At 60.4% G+C, this 14,947-nt stretch carries 16 protein-coding genes; 4 read left to right on the forward strand and 12 right to left on the reverse strand.

The window, feature by feature from the left end; translation table 11 throughout:
• Nucleotides 1-46: 46 nt before the first annotated feature.
• From ACILSR_RS04820 to ACILSR_RS04840, 5 genes are read right to left on the reverse strand one after another with little or no spacing between them, the layout of a single operon-like run.
• Nucleotides 47-547 (reverse strand): OmpA family protein, encoded by a 501-nt coding sequence (locus ACILSR_RS04820; RefSeq protein WP_395748594.1) that lies wholly within the window; start codon nucleotides 545-547, stop codon nucleotides 47-49.
• 24 nt (nucleotides 548-571) lie between these two features.
• On the reverse strand, nucleotides 572-1,789 hold the full coding sequence (locus ACILSR_RS04825; protein WP_395748595.1) for a hypothetical protein: 1,218 nt from the start codon (nucleotides 1,787-1,789) through the stop codon (nucleotides 572-574).
• Between the two features lie 7 nt (nucleotides 1,790-1,796).
• The gene (locus ACILSR_RS04830; RefSeq protein ID WP_395748596.1) at nucleotides 1,797-2,675 is read right to left on the reverse strand and encodes a TonB C-terminal domain-containing protein; all 879 of its coding nucleotides are present in this window, start codon (nucleotides 2,673-2,675) and stop codon (nucleotides 1,797-1,799) included.
• A 6-nt stretch (nucleotides 2,676-2,681) separates the two neighbouring features.
• On the reverse strand, nucleotides 2,682-3,128 hold the full coding sequence (locus tag ACILSR_RS04835; RefSeq protein WP_395748597.1) for an ExbD/TolR family protein: 447 nt from the start codon (nucleotides 3,126-3,128) through the stop codon (nucleotides 2,682-2,684).
• On the reverse strand, nucleotides 3,125-3,967 hold the full coding sequence (locus ACILSR_RS04840) for a MotA/TolQ/ExbB proton channel family protein (RefSeq protein ID WP_395748598.1): 843 nt from the start codon (nucleotides 3,965-3,967) through the stop codon (nucleotides 3,125-3,127). The genes ACILSR_RS04835 and ACILSR_RS04840 overlap by 4 nt, the downstream gene beginning before the upstream one ends.
• 235 nt (nucleotides 3,968-4,202) lie before the next feature.
• Here ACILSR_RS04840 and ACILSR_RS04845 point away from each other — a divergent pair, with 235 nt between their 5' ends.
• The 3 genes from ACILSR_RS04845 to ACILSR_RS04855 all read left to right on the forward strand — a co-directional run bounded on the left by ACILSR_RS04845 (nucleotide 4,203) and on the right by ACILSR_RS04855 (nucleotide 6,760).
• Entirely contained in the window at nucleotides 4,203-4,856 is a 654-nt protein-coding gene (locus tag ACILSR_RS04845) for a lipid-binding SYLF domain-containing protein (RefSeq protein WP_395748599.1), read from the forward strand.
• A 141-nt stretch (nucleotides 4,857-4,997) separates the two neighbouring features.
• Nucleotides 4,998-6,029, forward strand: a complete 1,032-nt coding sequence (gene fbaA, locus ACILSR_RS04850; RefSeq protein ID WP_395748600.1) for a class II fructose-bisphosphate aldolase — start codon at nucleotides 4,998-5,000, stop codon at nucleotides 6,027-6,029.
• A gap of 83 nt (nucleotides 6,030-6,112) precedes the next feature.
• Entirely contained in the window at nucleotides 6,113-6,760 is a 648-nt protein-coding gene (locus ACILSR_RS04855) for a histidine phosphatase family protein (protein ID WP_395748601.1), read from the forward strand.
• Nucleotides 6,761-6,880: 120 nt separating this feature from the next.
• Here ACILSR_RS04855 and ACILSR_RS04860 read toward each other — a convergent pair whose 3' ends face one another.
• Nucleotides 6,881-7,981, reverse strand: coding sequence for an aminopeptidase (locus ACILSR_RS04860; RefSeq protein WP_395748602.1), 1,101 nt, complete (start codon nucleotides 7,979-7,981; stop codon nucleotides 6,881-6,883).
• A gap of 91 nt (nucleotides 7,982-8,072) precedes the next feature.
• On the opposite strand from ACILSR_RS04860, the gene ACILSR_RS04865 reads away from it, so the two are divergent.
• Nucleotides 8,073-8,912, forward strand: coding sequence for a DUF3108 domain-containing protein (locus tag ACILSR_RS04865; protein WP_395748603.1), 840 nt, complete (start codon nucleotides 8,073-8,075; stop codon nucleotides 8,910-8,912).
• A gap of 181 nt (nucleotides 8,913-9,093) precedes the next feature.
• Here ACILSR_RS04865 and ACILSR_RS04870 read toward each other — a convergent pair whose 3' ends face one another.
• The 6 genes from ACILSR_RS04870 to ACILSR_RS04895 form a co-directional block, all read right to left on the reverse strand.
• Nucleotides 9,094-9,741, reverse strand: coding sequence for a hypothetical protein (locus ACILSR_RS04870; protein WP_395748604.1), 648 nt, complete (start codon nucleotides 9,739-9,741; stop codon nucleotides 9,094-9,096).
• 22 nt (nucleotides 9,742-9,763) lie between these two features.
• The gene (locus ACILSR_RS04875) at nucleotides 9,764-10,558 is read right to left on the reverse strand and encodes a class I fructose-bisphosphate aldolase (protein ID WP_395748605.1); all 795 of its coding nucleotides are present in this window, start codon (nucleotides 10,556-10,558) and stop codon (nucleotides 9,764-9,766) included.
• An 85-nt stretch (nucleotides 10,559-10,643) separates the two neighbouring features.
• The gene (locus ACILSR_RS04880) at nucleotides 10,644-10,991 is read right to left on the reverse strand and encodes a hypothetical protein (protein WP_395748606.1); all 348 of its coding nucleotides are present in this window, start codon (nucleotides 10,989-10,991) and stop codon (nucleotides 10,644-10,646) included.
• Nucleotides 10,992-11,057: 66 nt separating this feature from the next.
• Nucleotides 11,058-11,786, reverse strand: coding sequence for a type II secretion system protein (locus ACILSR_RS04885; RefSeq protein WP_395748607.1), 729 nt, complete (start codon nucleotides 11,784-11,786; stop codon nucleotides 11,058-11,060).
• 50 nt (nucleotides 11,787-11,836) lie between these two features.
• The gene (locus ACILSR_RS04890) at nucleotides 11,837-13,117 is read right to left on the reverse strand and encodes a type II secretion system F family protein (protein ID WP_395748608.1); all 1,281 of its coding nucleotides are present in this window, start codon (nucleotides 13,115-13,117) and stop codon (nucleotides 11,837-11,839) included.
• A gap of 131 nt (nucleotides 13,118-13,248) precedes the next feature.
• Entirely contained in the window at nucleotides 13,249-14,913 is a 1,665-nt protein-coding gene (locus ACILSR_RS04895; protein WP_395748609.1) for a GspE/PulE family protein, read from the reverse strand.
• Nucleotides 14,914-14,947: the final 34 nt, after the last annotated feature.

Consider the following 14,947-nt stretch of genomic DNA (forward strand, 5'->3'; position numbering starts at 1 on the left):
CGCCAGACTTGCCGAATCCGACACACAAGTGTCTCCATTCAGGCGTTTAGTTTTGGCGGTAAATCACCACCACATCTGACGACGGTCCGCTTGGCGAAAAGTCATTCCCAAAGCCCACCGTCTGCAAATTCGCCGCTTCCAGCCCCTGCTCGATCAGCCGCTGCCTTACCGCCAGCGACCTCCGCTCCGAGAGCGACCGCGCATGATCATGCGGCAGATTCGGCGGCGCATAGCCCGCGATCAGCAGCTTCGCCTTCTTGTTCGCCTGCATCTCCTTGGCAAATTCCTGCAAAGCGTGCTGATGAGTGGAAGTCAGGTGAAAATCAGCACTGTCAAACACCAGCGCCGGACAGGCCGGCTTCAGGCTGGCGTTCAGCGGAGACGTGTACCCATCTCTCGGCCCCAGTGCAAAAACGACCGCCTCGGATGCCGGTGTCCTGAAGAACGACGGCATGGGAATGCTGCTGCAGGAAGACGCAAGCAGAGGCAGGAAGACGAATGCCATCGCATTCAGTCTGGCAAAAAGGGGCTGCAAACAGGTGCTCATTCGGGGCATGGGTGGCGGGCGTGCTCAGCGCATCCAGCGTGGTTCGGTGATCCTTCCATAGCCGCGCAGAATGGAACGCCGGTTCCCGCTGCGCAAATCGTGTATAAACAGCTCACCGTGCTGCACATAGGCGATGAAGTGTCCGTTCGGACTCCAGGATGGATGCTCCGCACCCCCGCTCTGCACCACATGCACACTGCCATTTGGGTAGGGCTTGATCGCCACCGCCCACTCTCCGCCGGTTCGCGTGGTAAACGCGATGTGGCGCCCATCCGGAGACCACTCAGGATCAGTGCAAAAGTGATACCCCGTGCGCCACCGGAACAACCGCGAAGACTGCCCTTCCTTCTGCGGCACTTCCACAACATACAATTTCGGTCCGTCCCCGTCATCGCTGGAAAAAACGATCTGCTTGCCGTCCGGATGCCAGGAGGGACTGGAAGGCGCTCCTACTGAATCACTTACGCAGGCCGCAGTGTTCGTGTTGAGATCGCTCACAAAGATCTCGGGATTCCCGATAAAGCTCATGACTGCCGCCAAGTGCGTGCCATCGGGCGAAAATGCCGAGCCAAAACTGCTCCCCGGGGTGTCCGTCACTCCTCGCTCCCAGCCCACATTCAGGTCCAGCAGCCGAATGATCGGAAATCCGCTTCGATAGCTGGTAAAAGCAATCATGGACGAGTCAGGCGAGAGCGAAGGGGCCACTGCGGCATGCTTGTCATGGGTGACCTGATGCACCTCTCCACCCTCGGCATCGCAGACGTAGATCTGGCGTTTACCGGAGACATCGCTCACAAACACGATGCGGCTGGTGGCCAGGCCCGGCCTGCCGGTGATGGTGTAGATCACATCATCCGTGAGCGCCTTGAGGTTTTCATCCAGGCCCGGTGCCGCGTAGCTGCGCTGAAAGAGCTCCTTGCCCTTGGCATCGCGCAGCCTGCCCGTGACACGTCCGCCCACGGAGGTTCCTTCCACGACGAAATCTGCCTTCTCATCCGCTCCGGCCACAAAAAACTCCCGTGAATCAAGCAGCTCCTTCCGGAGCGTCTGCTGGGCGCTGGCGCCCGTGCCGCCTGGAAACGCTCCCACACGGATGTGGGGCATGTTTTTGCGAAACTCCTCCGCCTTACCCCTGCCACCAAGGCCGACCCAGCCGCGGAGGCGGTCAAGGACACCCGCCTCCGTACGCGTGCCGTTGCACACGGCAAGGGTGAGAATGAGCAGAAGCGCGCGCTGGTTCATGCGGAGTTTAGGGCAGCAGGAGGAAGTTCATTTCCAGATCGTAGCTGTCTTTGGAAAAATTAGAAGGCAGTGTCGTGGAAATTTTTTTAACTTTTGCCGCAGCCTCCAGAATGGACTGGTCCAGGGCATGGGAACCGGAGAACTTGTTCATCTGGACTTTGATGAGCGTGCCGTCTTTTCCGATGGAGATTCTCAGGCGTGCTTCGCGCTGGCCTTCCGGCACGCTTTCCAAAGAAGGGGACACCCAGCTGCTGAGGAAGGCGGCATTGACCGCCTCATCCACGGCGTCCAGGTTGACGTCTTCTTCCGTTTCCGCGGTTGCACCGGGGGTGTTGGGAGCAGGTGGAATCGCTGCAGGACGCAGCGCATTGAGGCGCGCCATGTCCATTAGTTTGGGGTTGGTCATCGGGGGCACGGGCGGACCGAACGTGTCCACGGAACGTTTTTCGTGGGCCCTGCGAAGGGTGATGCTGCGGTTGGCGGAAGGTTTTGCAGCCGGTGAAGAGGGGGCAAACAGCGGGGCTGCGGCTGGGTTGGGTACGGGCTCCATGGCATGCTGCTGCGGTGGAGCGGCCACCAGGGTGGCTTTCTGCACCGGTGCCTCCGCGGGGGCGGGGGGCGGCTTGGGAGCTTCGTCTGGGGCTTTTTTGACTAACTTGGGGGCCGCGGCCACGGGTTTGGCCTTGGGCGGCGTGGGGGCGGGTGCCACATCCTTGAAGTCCGCGGGGTTCATCCAGGCGAGCCTCATCTGCTGCGTGGCGCGCTTTGAATTCTGGGTGTTCTGCCACCACCACCAGACGCCGAAGCCTGCCGCGAGGTGCAGCGAAACGATGACAATCGCCGCCGCGGAAATCGGCTCCAGCGTTGTAGGACGTCTGCGTTTCATTTTCGATCAGGGTTCCTCAGCATGGGTCGTGACGGCGGTCTTCTGGATGCCCGCAAGTTCGAGCATCTGCATGGTTTCCGCCAGCTGCTGGACTGGCAGGTCGCGATGGATCCGAATTTCAATGCCAATGTCCGGATTGCGCTGGGCAATCTGTTTGAGGGAGACGGGCAGGTCCGCCCGGGCCAGCATCGCGCCATTCAGAGTGACGGACTGGTCGCGGTTGATCTGCAGCGTCATCGCTTCCTTCGGAGCGTTTGAGCTCGCGGAGGCCGGCGGGGGCGCGGGGACGACCGCCGCGGTGGCTGCAGTCGGAGCAGGCGTTTCTTTGTCCGCCTTGAGCAGCGGGGCGGCCAGCAGGAATACAAACAGCAGGACCAGCACCAGGTCCATCAGCGGGGTGATGCTGATTTCAGTGATGAGCCTGAGCTGATGCCTGTTGGAATGTCGATTCATGCGCGGGCATGCATGGCGTGCATGGGAGTGGGAAGCGGCGAGGAGCTGGAGCCGGAGAAAGCAGGCATGGACGGGCTGCCAAGAGCGCTCATGCTGGGCAGGGCTTCATTGGTGAAGCGGTGGTCCACAAAGGTGCGGTCAAAGCCGGCGTTCAGCTCACTGGCAAAATTGTCCAGCCGCACCACCATGCCGCGGATGCGGTTCACCAGGGCGTTGTAGCCGAACATGCTGGGAACGGCCACCAGCAGGCCCAGCACGGTGGTGACGAGCGCGGTGGTGATGCCGGGCGCCAGCGTGGCCAGCGTCGCGGTACCGCCGGCAGTCGTCATGGTGCTGAAAGTGTCCAGAATTCCCCAAACAGTGCCCAGCAGACCGAGAAACGGTGCTACGCTGAGGGCGGTGGCCACCCAGCTCATGCGCGCTTCCAGCCGCAGGGAGGCTTCCGCCACGCTGCGCTCCATGGCCACCTGCACCGCGTTCATTTGAGAAGGGGTGATGCGCCCAGCGCCCTGCAGCCGCGCGGCAAAGGTGCTGCCCGGCTCATCTTCTCCCAGAAGATACCATGACATCTCACGGCATGCTGCATGGTAGATGTGGTAAAACGAGGAGAACTCATGCGGCTCGCGCTGCTGGTAGAGCTCCAGCGCGTGGTTGCTCTCGCGATACTCGCGCAGGAAGGAGAGGTTGGCCTTGTGCACGCGGGAGAGCAGGAAGTGCTTGCTGAGAATCACCGCCCAGCTGGTGATGGAAAGCAGCGCGAGAATGCCGCAGATAATCCAGCAGGTCAGAGTGCCATGTTCGAGGCCATATTGCAGGCCGGGCGAGAGAAAGGATTCCATGGGCGGCATTGCGAGTGAAAGGTTAGTGCTAGTTAATGTACCTTAATAGTCGGGCGTCAACCTGCGAGTACGGAGAGTGGCAAGGCGGACAGCCTGGGGCAGGGGTGCACTATTCGGACCGTGGGAGAGGTTCGGCGGTATCGATTCCAAACTCCATCCTCAGGGCGTCGAGAGGAAAAAACAGAGCCACTTTCGGAACCTGTTACGAATCAGTGGGAGAAAAGGAGCCTCTACTATGAACAAATCATCAATCGTCCTTATTACCACCCTTCTGGCCCTGGCCGTGCCAGCAGTGTCATTGCAGGCAGGAACCCGGGAAGACTGGGAAGTGCAGCAGGCCAATGCCATCATGCAGCGTTTCAAAGCGATGCCTGAAAAAAGCATCCCAAAGCGTGTGCTGCGTGATGCCAGAGGGCTGGCCATCCTCACCGTGACCAAGGGTGGGTTCATCTGGTCGGTCAAAGGCGGGCACGGCATCGTGATCGCCCGCAACAAAAACGGCTGGTCCGGCCCGGCCTTCATCCGCACCGGCGGTGTGGGCTTCGGTGCCCAGATCGGCGGCGAAGTGACGGAATACGTGCTGGTGCTGAACACCCCGGAAGCCGTGCGTGCCTTCTCCCAGAACGCCAATGTGGAACTGGGCGGAGCGCTCAGTGCAGCAGCCGGCCCTGTGGGTCGGGATGCCGAAGCGGGTGTGATGCCCAAGGCGGCCGTTTACACCTACAGCCGCAGTCAGGGCCTGTTCGCCGGAGCCTCTCTTGAAGGTTCTGTGATTACCGCGAACAAAAAGGCAAACAAGAACTACTACCACTCCAACATCACCCCAGGCCAGATCCTGGCCGGTCAGGGCGGCCACCACTCCTCGGGTCCCATGCTGACCAGCCGTTGATCCCAGCTCTCCATCCATTGCAGAAGGCGGCACCGAGTGGTGCCGCCTTTTTTGCTGCCTGCGGGCCAAAACGAAGCGCTCCTTGCACCCGGCCCGTTTCTTGCTTCCCTCACCGGCTCAACTCCTAAAACACCCCCACAGATGCCCGTAGCCACACCCGCCCAGTACCGTGCCATGATCGATGCCGCCCAGAAGGGTGGTTATGCCTATCCCGCGATCAACGTCACCTCCCTCCCCACGATCAACGGCGCACTGAAGGCCTTCGCGGAGTCCAAGTCTGACGGCATCATCCAGGTGTCCACCGGCGGCGGCGAGTTCGCCTCCGGCACTTCGGTGAAGGACATGGCCCTGGGTGCCATCGTGCTGGCCGAAGCCGTGCACATTCTTGCCGAACGTTACAACGTCCTCGTGGCCCTGCACACGGACCACTGCCATCCGAAAAACGTCGAGAAATTCCTCAAGCCGCTGCTTGCTGCCACCAAGGCGCGCCGTGAAGCCGGCAAAGGCAACCTCTTCAACTCCCACATGTTTGACGGCTCCGAGCTGCCGCTGGAAGAGAACATGAAGGTTTCCAAGGAACTGCTGACGCAGTGTGCTGAGCTGGACATCATCCTCGAAATCGAAGCCGGCGTCGTCGGTGGTGAAGAAGACGGTCACGACACCTCCGGTGTGGCCAATGACAAGCTCTACACCACACCTGAAGACATGCTCACCGTGTACGAGACCCTCAACGGCATCGGCCGTTTCATGTTTGCCGCCACTTTTGGCAACGTCCACGGCGCCTACAAGCCCGGCGCGGTGAAGCTCAAGCCCACCATCTTGCGCGACGGCCAGGCTGCCGTGACCGCTAAATACGGCGCGAAGGCTGAGATGGACCTCGTTTTCCACGGCGGCTCCGGCACCCCGCTGGAAGAAATCCGCGAAACCCTCGGCTACGGAGTCATCAAGATGAACATCGACACTGACACCCAGTACGCCTTCACTCGTCCGATCGTGGGCCACATGCTGAAGAACTACGACGGCGTCCTCAAGATCGACGGCGAAGTGGGTGACAAGAAAGCCTACGACCCCCGCAGCTACCTCAAGAAAGGCGAGCAGGGTCTGTGCGACCGCATGAAGGAAGCCTGCAATGATTTGCTGAGCACTGGGAAGACGATCTTCGGCACCGTCTAAGCCTCTCTGTTTCATCCGCTTTTATTCAGGAAGGCAGCGTTTTAGCGCTGCCTTCCGTTTTTCCACCCTCTTCTTCAGCCATCGTGAAATCTCATCTTCGCAACCACCCCATGCAGATCTACTTCATCCGCCACGGCGAGGTGGAGGAGAAGTACCACAAGGTATTTGGCGGTTCGCGCATTGACATGGGGCTTTCAGCTCTGGGTAAGAAGCATGGTGAGGCAGTGGCGGAGTGGCTGAAGGACACGAAGCTGGATGCACTGTATGCCAGCCCGATGCTGCGGGTGCAGCAGACGCTGGCTCCGCTGGCGGAGCAGCGGGGCATGCAGCCGACTCTGATGCCGGGGCTGCGGGAAATCGATTTCGGTGACTGGACGGGGCACCGCTGGGATGAAGTTCAGAAGAACTTCGGCATGAGCGCGTTTGACTGGCTGGAGATCATTGAGAGCAATGGCATCGCCAATGGCGAGAGCATCGACAGTCTGATGGATCGGGTGCGCGAGAGTTTGCTGCAGATCATTCAGGCGCATCCGCACCAGAAGGTGGCGGTGTTCTGCCATGGCGGGATCATCCGTGCGGCGATCGCCTTGCTGATGGAGATGCCGCTGCGGCACATGGCACATTTCAACATCGAGTACGGCAGCATCAGCGTGGTGGAACTGCTGCCGGAGCGGAAGCATGCCGTGGAGATTGAGCTGCTGAATTTCCAGCCGCCGGTGGTGGGCGCGTAAGAATGCAGAGGAGTGATGCGGGCACTCTTGCCCGCAGCGAGTGTCGCGAGACGTTCGAACTGCGGGCAGGAGTGCCCGCATCACTTTTGAGGGGACCAGTTGCGGCGCAACTGGGCAACTTTAGTAATTCAGCGGCTTGAGCTCTGGCAGGAGGAACTTGCCGTCTTTGCGGATGACTTTGCCATCAAAGCGGATTTCGCCGCCGCCGTATTCGGGGCGCTGGATGTTGACGAGGTCCCAGTGGACCTGGCTGCGGTTGCCGTTGTCGGCGATGCCTTCGTAGGCCTGGCCGGGTGTGAAGTGGAAGCTGCCGGCGATCTTTTCGTCGAAGAGGATGTCGCGCATGGGCTCCTTGATCTCGCGATTGAAGGCGATGGCGAATTCGCCGATGTAGCGGGCGCCTTCGTCGCTGTCGAGGATCTTGTTGATGGCCGGGGTGTTGTTGGCGGTGGCGTTGACGATCTTGCCTTTGTTGAACTCGAGCTTCACAGTGTCGAAGGCGATGCCCTGATAGATGGTGGGGGCGTTGTAGCTGATGACGCCTTCGACGCTGGTCTTAACGGGGGAGGTGAAGACTTCGCCATCGGGGATGTTGTGATTCCCGCCACAGGCGATGGCTTTGAGGCCTTTGAGGCTGAAGGTGAGGTCGGTGCCGGGGCCGATGATGTGGACGTGCTTGGTTTTGTCCATGAGCTGCTTGAGCGCCTTCATGGCGGGCAGGAGGGCGGCGTAGTCGAGAAGGCAGACGCGGAAGAAGAAGTCTTCAAAAGCCTGGGTGCTCATGCCGGCCTGCTGGGCCATGGAGGCGGTGGGCCAGCGGAGGACGACCCAGCGGGTGTTGTTGACGCGCTCGTTCTGCAGGGGGCGGAGCTTGGCCATGACCATCTTCATCTGCTCAGCCGGCACGTCGGCGGCTTCGGTGATGTTGTGGCTGCCGCGCACGGCGATGTAGCAGTCGGTCTGCTTCATCAAAGCGATGTTGTTTTCGGCGATGATGTCGTACTGCTTTTCGCTGGCGTGGATCATCTGCTCGCGGGTGATCACCGCATCATTGATGCGGACCATGGGCATGCCGCCGGCGGCGACGACTTCGCGAATGAGGCTCTGACCGACGTAGCTGGGCACATCAAAGAGATCGATCCAGACGAGGTCGCCTTTTTTGACCTTGGTGGAGTAGCGGACAAGCTGGCGGGAGAGGGCGTCGATACGTGGGTCGTGCATGGTGAAGAGGGAATGTGGCGGAAAAGACACGCGCTGGCAAAAGGGAAAATAGGGGGAATATTGGGGCATGTGCCGTCTGCTTTTTCTCCTCATGGGTTTGCTGGGATGCTCCGTGGCAGGTGCTGATGCGCCGGAATGGGTGAAGGAGCTGACGGTGGGCACGGCCGGAGCGCACCGATATGTGCCGACGTGCAGACTGGTCTTTGACGTGGGCTGGAGCAAGGTGATGACGGCGGGCAAGGCGACGCTGACGGTGCGTGAGGCCGGAGACTTCCTGCGAGCGGACGCCTCGGCTTCGAGCACGGGCCTGGCGAGATCTCTCTGGAAGTACGACTGTGATATGACCTCGATCATGCACCGCAAGGACTTGCGGGCGCACTTTCTGCAGCACCGGGAAACGGACAGTGAGGAGACCTGCAAGTACCGCGTGGCTTTTCAGCGGCAGCAGGTGATCACGGAGACGGAGGTGCAGCCGGTGAAGGGGGGCAAGACGACCTCCACGGCGATGTGTGACTATGGGCCGATGGATGACATCCTTTCGGTGATCCTGTACCTGCGCAGCCAGGATCTGACGAACGGGAAGAAGTACACGCGAGTGGTGCAGCCGTGGGACACCCCCTACCTGACGACGTTTGAGGTGCAGGGCCGGGAAAGCCTGACGTATGCGGGGGAAAAGCGGCCCTGCATCAAACTGAGTCTGAAAATCCGGAAGATCGACCGCACGACGCTGGGGCTGAGCGCCTACAAAAAGATGAAGACGGCAACGATCTGGGTGAGCGATGATGAACTGCGCCTGCCCATCGAAATGCATGCCAATGTCTTCGTGGGCTACATGTTTGCGCGGCTTACGGGGTTTCAGCTCCTGGATGGGAAGGATGCGAAAGGGGCGCTGCCGACGAGCATGGTGGTGAAGCCGCCGGCGAAGCCGTGAGGTGGAGGGAGCGCGGAATTGATGACGCTGAACTCTGTTAGCGCGATGGGTGTGAATTGTTCTGCCGGTCACTCGAAGACGAGAGTCGTCCTGTTTGCGACACGAAGAGTGGGAGACACATGCTTGGCATGAGCGACCTTCTGCGGACTAAAGTCCGCGCTCCGAAGAATTTTTTGCCGCATCAAGGAGTGGCGGGCGCGGCCTCGATGGCGATGTGGATGTCGTCAAAGAAGACGGGTTCGCCGGAGAAGGGGGTGGCCCAGATGGCGCATTTGCCCTGGCCTTTGAGGGACTTTTCCTCGTGCTTGATGAGGGGTTCGGCAGGCTCCGCGGCATCGGCAGGCCAGGCTTTGCCGGTGATGGCCCAGGCGTCTCCTGCGCCCTTTTTGGCCTCGAGTTTGACCTTCACCCAGACTTCGCTGGTCCAGGCAAAGGGTACTGTGGCCAGGGTCTGGTCTCCCTTCATGAGGTCGAGCGATTTTTTGGCGGGATTGACGATGAGGCGGTGGCCGCTCATGCCATGCACGCTGACGCCAAAACGCGGCGTGCTGCGGCCGCGTTTGATGGCGAGCACGCGGGCCTCAATGCTGGCGTTTCCGGCAGCGGAGGTGCCGAGCTGGGCGCTGGCATCGGTGATAGGATTGGGATCGACGACAATGGCCTTGTTGCCATCGCGCGGAGCGATCTTGATGGTGCCATCGACGACGAAGACTTCTTTCGGCGGCTCGCCTTCCGCCCAGTCGTCCGCCTTGAAGTCAAAGGTCTGAAGCTGCTGGGCGTGGAGTGAGGTGGCGGCAAGCAGGCTGGCGGCAAGAAGCAGGCGTTTCATGGTGGGGTGAAACGAAACTGGTTTACCGCACAGGTTCTTTCAGCAGGGCGAGGGCTTCAAGAGCGGAGGCATCCTCATGAACGATGGCGGCGAGGCTGCGGGCGATGGCGGCAGGGTTTTTGTGCTGCCAGACATTGCGGCCGATGGCGATGCCGGCGGCTCCGGCTTCCATGGCGTTTTCCACCATTTTCAGGAGGCCGGCGTCGTCTCCCATGGCGGCACCACCGAGGATGATGACGGGCACAAAGCTCTGGCCCACGATGCGGCGGAAATCTTCGACCGTGCCATTGGTGGGGTAGGGAGTCTTCACGACATCCGAACCGAGCTCGGCGGCGAGGCGGACGGCAAAGCTGACATTTTCGACGGTGTATTTGTCCGGAGCGCCGAGAGCGTAGGGCAGGGACTCAAGGATGACGGGGATGTCCGTGTCCAGGCTGAGGCGGATGAGGTCGGCACACTCCTGGAAATTGGCCTTCTCACAGGCTGAGAAGGGGTAGAGCATGTTCATGACGGCATTGGCGCCGACCATTTCAGCCTCTTCGACGCCGAAGACGCCGATGGAGCCGGCGCCCTCGCCTGTGGTGCGCGTGTTGTAGATGTCCGTGCGCAGGATGATGCCCTTGCCGGCGAGGCTGTCCGCTGCGCGGAGGGCCACGCCAAGATTCATGACATAGCCGTCCACGAACTCATTGACCGAATCGATGAGCTGAAAGGGATTCTCCAGTCCGGGCACAGGAATGGCGCAACCATGATCAATGGGGAGGATGACGGTCTTGTTGTTGCGAAAGAGGGATTCGAGATTTTCCTGGCGGTTCATGGGGTCGGAGGGGATGAACGGTTCCTTCGCAGCGATGGACGCCGGGTGCAAACCAAAAACAGCCCTGAGGGAGGGGCTGGAGGCATCAGCGTTTGATGCTCTGAGGCTGGCTCTGGACCTTCTCGATTTCGCGGTTGGAGCGTTCCACCTCGCGCTCAAAGCGGGTTTTGTCGCGCTTGTATTCGCGCACCTGGTCGACCGTCCAGAAAGCACCGCTGAGGCTGGTGGCGAGCAGAAGCAGGAAAAGCGTGTAGCAGACGAAGGACATCTGGCGCTCCTGCCCGCGGCGCTGCTCGCGGTCCAGGTCCACATCGAGCACGCCAAGCAGGTCCATCCACCACAGACGCCAGACGCTGGGATCGCGCGCGACGTTCAGTGTCCAAAAACTGATGAAGAGCATCAGAATGGAAGCGATGGCAAGGCCAATGGGCATGTGTTATCAATCTTGGCCCAACAACACGCCGTCAATATCGTTTTTAATGGATGGTGCGGATTGGGATCACCAATTTTTGATCCACTTGATCGAGATTGTGGAGTCAGTCAGAGTGTCGATGCTCTTCTTCGTGGTGTTCACCTCATCTTCCGAGTAGGACCAGAGGTCGTAGGTGGAATTGATGGTGGTGGCGGTGGAGGTGGCACCAGAGCCAGAACTGGAACCGGAACTTCCGGCCGCGCCCGAACCGGCAGTGGTCGCAGGAGCAGCGGCCTTGGCGTACTGGAAGGGATGGCCAAAGCCGTCGATCAGGACGTAGGTGGAACCTTTGCGCGTGAAGATGGTCTGCGGCATTTCCACGAACATCTTGTTCTTGATCTCAGCAGTGCCTTCCACCTTGCCATCCGACGCACCGTCGGCGCTGCTGCCACCGCCCGAACTGGTGCTGGAGGAGGTCACGCCTTTGATCTGGTCATAGCCATCTCCCGAGAGAGCCTGGTAGAGGCAGGCCGCACCAGAAACGTCATAGGCGCCGGTTCCGGGGGGGAATTGCACCATTTGATTGCTGGAGGCAGGCTGCGGGAATTCGGCGAACTCGGTATTGTAGCGCTCAAGGGCCAGCTTGATGGTTTCAAACGTGCCGGTGGTGACGCGGCGCTTCGAGGAGCGCATGGCGTAGGTGTAGCCGCCCATGGTGAGGGCGGCGAGCATCGACATGATGGCGACGACGATGAGCAGCTCCACTAGCGTGAAGGCGCGTGAACGAGCATGGGATATGAAGAGGGTTGATTTCATGATGCCAAGGGGGTTGTAGGAACGGAGTGCCGAGGGGCGGGCAGGCAGGCCTAGCCGCCGGAGCCGCCGCTGAGGTTTTTGATGACGTCGATGAGCGGAAGGAAGAGGGCCATGACGATGGTGCCGACGACGACGGCCAGGACAACGATCATCAAAGGCTCCAGCATGGAGGTGAGGGCGGAGACGGAGTTGTCCACTTCGTCTTCGTAAACGTCGGCGATCTTGAGCAGCATTTCAGGCAGCTGGCCGGTTTCTTCACCCACGTCCACCATGGAGATAACCATGGGCGGGAACACGCCGCTGGACTCCAGCGGGGCCACCATGGACTCACCTTCTTTGACGGCATCATGCACTTTGGTGATGGCGTCTGAGACGATCGTGTTGCCGGCGGTGTCCCGAGTGATGTTCAGCGCCTGCAGGATCGGCACACCGGAGGTGACCAGGGTGCCCAGAGTGCGGGTGAAGCGGGAGATGGCGGTTTTGCGCTGCACGTCGCCGAAGAGCGGAAGCTTGAGCTTGGTGCGGTCAATCCAGCGGCGTCCGCCGGCGTTGGAGGCAAGCACCCGCCAGCCGACGATAACGGCGATCACGAAGGCGATCAGGTATATGATATTATCCATCATGCCGCGGCTGAAGCCGATCACGAACTTGGTCAGGGGCGGCAGCTTGTCCTTGCTGCCCAGCATGTCCTGGAAAATGGACTCGAAGCGAGGCACGATGACCATCATGAGGAAGATCATGATGCCGGCGGCGATGAACATGACGATCATCGGGTAAACCATGGCGGCGACGATCTTATTTTTGAGCTTCTGCGCCTTTTCCTGGTATTCAGCGAGACGGTTGAGAACGAGCTCGAGAACACCACCGAGTTCGCCAGCCTTCACCATGTTGATGTAGAGCTTGTTGAAGATGCGCGGGTACTGCTGAAGGCTTTCGGAGAAGGTGCTGCCGGTCTGCACGTTGTCTGCCAGCGTGTTGATGGTGCCTTTCATCACCAGATTCGGCTCCTGACGGCCCAGAACGGTGAGGCCGCGCAGCAGGGGGAGACCCGAGTCAATCAGGGTGGCGAGCTGGCGGGTAAAGATCATGAGGCTCTTGCTCTTGACCTTGGCATTGGCACCGACTTTGACGCTCTTGGTCTTGCCCTTGGTCGCGGTTTTGGCGCGTTTTTTGATGGCGGCAGCCTGCCCCTGGCCTTCTGCGGCGATGTTGGTCAGATACAGCCCGGACTGGCGGATCTGGTTCATGGCGTCTGCCTCGGAGGCGGCCTCAAGATCTCCGGTGGTTTCCTGTCCGTTTTGATCCAGGGCAATGTAATGAAACGTGGGCATAGGGCGTGGCGTTGTCGTGGCTGCGTTTGTTCAGTGTAAAATGAGAATACCGGGACGCCTGGCGTTCTGTCCATCAAATAATGTGCCGGAAGACACTGGAACAGAGCGAACGATGGCGGACCGAGGGGAGATCAGGTGTACTTCAGGACTTCTTCGATGGTGGTGGCGCCATCGTAAATGCTGCGCAGTCCGTCCTCACGAAGGGTGACCATGCCGAGCTCAATGGCCTTCTGCTTGAGCACGATGGAGGGAGCGCGTCCGGTGATGAGCTCGCGGATGGGATCGGTGACGTCCAGGAGCTCGTAGAGTCCTTTACGGCCTTTGTAGCCGCTGTTGCCGCAGACGCCGCAGCCCGTGCCGGTGAAGAAGTGCTTTCCACCGATGTCCTCCGGCGTGAGGTTGAGCTGATTAAGAATGTGCAGGCTGGGCTCATAGGGAGCGCGGCAGCTTTTGCAGATGGTGCGCAGCAGACGCTGGGCGAGCACGCCCTCCAGCGTGGCGGAGACGAGGAAGGGCTCCACGCCCATGTCCACCAGACGGGTGACGGCGCCGGCGGAGTCGTTCGTGTGCAGGGTGCTGAGCACCAAGTGACCGGTGAGTGAGGCCTGGATGGCGATCTGGGCGGTTTCAAGGTCGCGCATTTCTCCCACCATGATGCGGTCCGGATCCTGACGCAGGAAGGAGCGCAGCGCCTTGGCAAAAGTCAGCCCCACGGCATCATTGATGGGCACCTGCATGACGCCATCAAGCTCGTACTCGACCGGGTCTTCGGCGGTGAGCAGCTTGGAGTCCACGGTGTTGATGCGGCGCAGGCAGGCGTAAAGGGTGGTGGTCTTGCCGGCACCCGTGGGGCCGGTGACGATGAAGATGCCGTTGGGCTTGTTGATGGTCTCGACGATGTAGTCCTGAAGGAAGGGCTGCATGCCAAGGGCCTCGAGCTCGATGTTGATGGAGGAGCGGTCGAGAACGCGCATAACCACCGACTCACCGTGCTGGGTGGGCAGGGAGTTCACGCGCATGTCCACCGGCTTGCCGCCCACGTTGGTCATGATGCGTCCGTCCTGAGGGATGCGCCGTTCGGCGATGTTCATGCTCGCCATGACCTTGACGCGGGAGATGATGGAGTTGGCCAGATGGATCGGCGGGGGTGCCATTTCATAGAGGGCACCGTCCACACGGTAGCGGATTTTGAACTCCTTCTCGAACGGCTCGAAGTGAATGTCACTGGCACGCTCCTTGATGGCCTGCTGCATGACGAGATCGACGAACTTGACGATGGGGGCGGAGTTGGCCTCGGCCTCGGCGGTCAGGCCATCTTTGCCAGCTTTGCCGAGCTGGCCAAAAATTTCCTCGATGCTGGGTGCGCCTGCGCCATAAAACTTCTCGATCAGGTTGAGCACCTGGCTGCGGCGGGCGACCACCGGCACGATCGTCTTTTCGAGACCGAAGCGAAGGTCTTCGACCAACTGGGGGTTGAGCGGGTCCGTAAACGCCACGTGAAGACCCTGGGCGTCCAGAGTGATGGGGAAGGCGCCATAGAGGCGTGCCATGCCGGCCGGGATCAATGCAATGACGGAGGGAGGCGGCGTGAAGTTTTCGAGATCGAAATGGTCGGCGCCCAGTTCATCGGCCACCTGCGCCCAGAACTCGTCTTCATTGGAGTAGATGCCGTAGGACAGGAGCACCTGGACGATGTCTTTGCCGTTTTGCACGGAATCCTGCTCAATGTCATAGGCGAGACCCTTGTCGATCACGCCGCGGCTTTTGAGCATCTCTACCACATTATGGGGTGTCATAGTCGTCTGTAAGAAAAGAATTTCGTTGGAGCTT

Origin of the sequence: Prosthecobacter sp. (assembly GCF_044222565.1) — a bacterium.
Classification (GTDB): Bacteria; Verrucomicrobiota; Verrucomicrobiia; order Verrucomicrobiales; family Verrucomicrobiaceae; genus Prosthecobacter.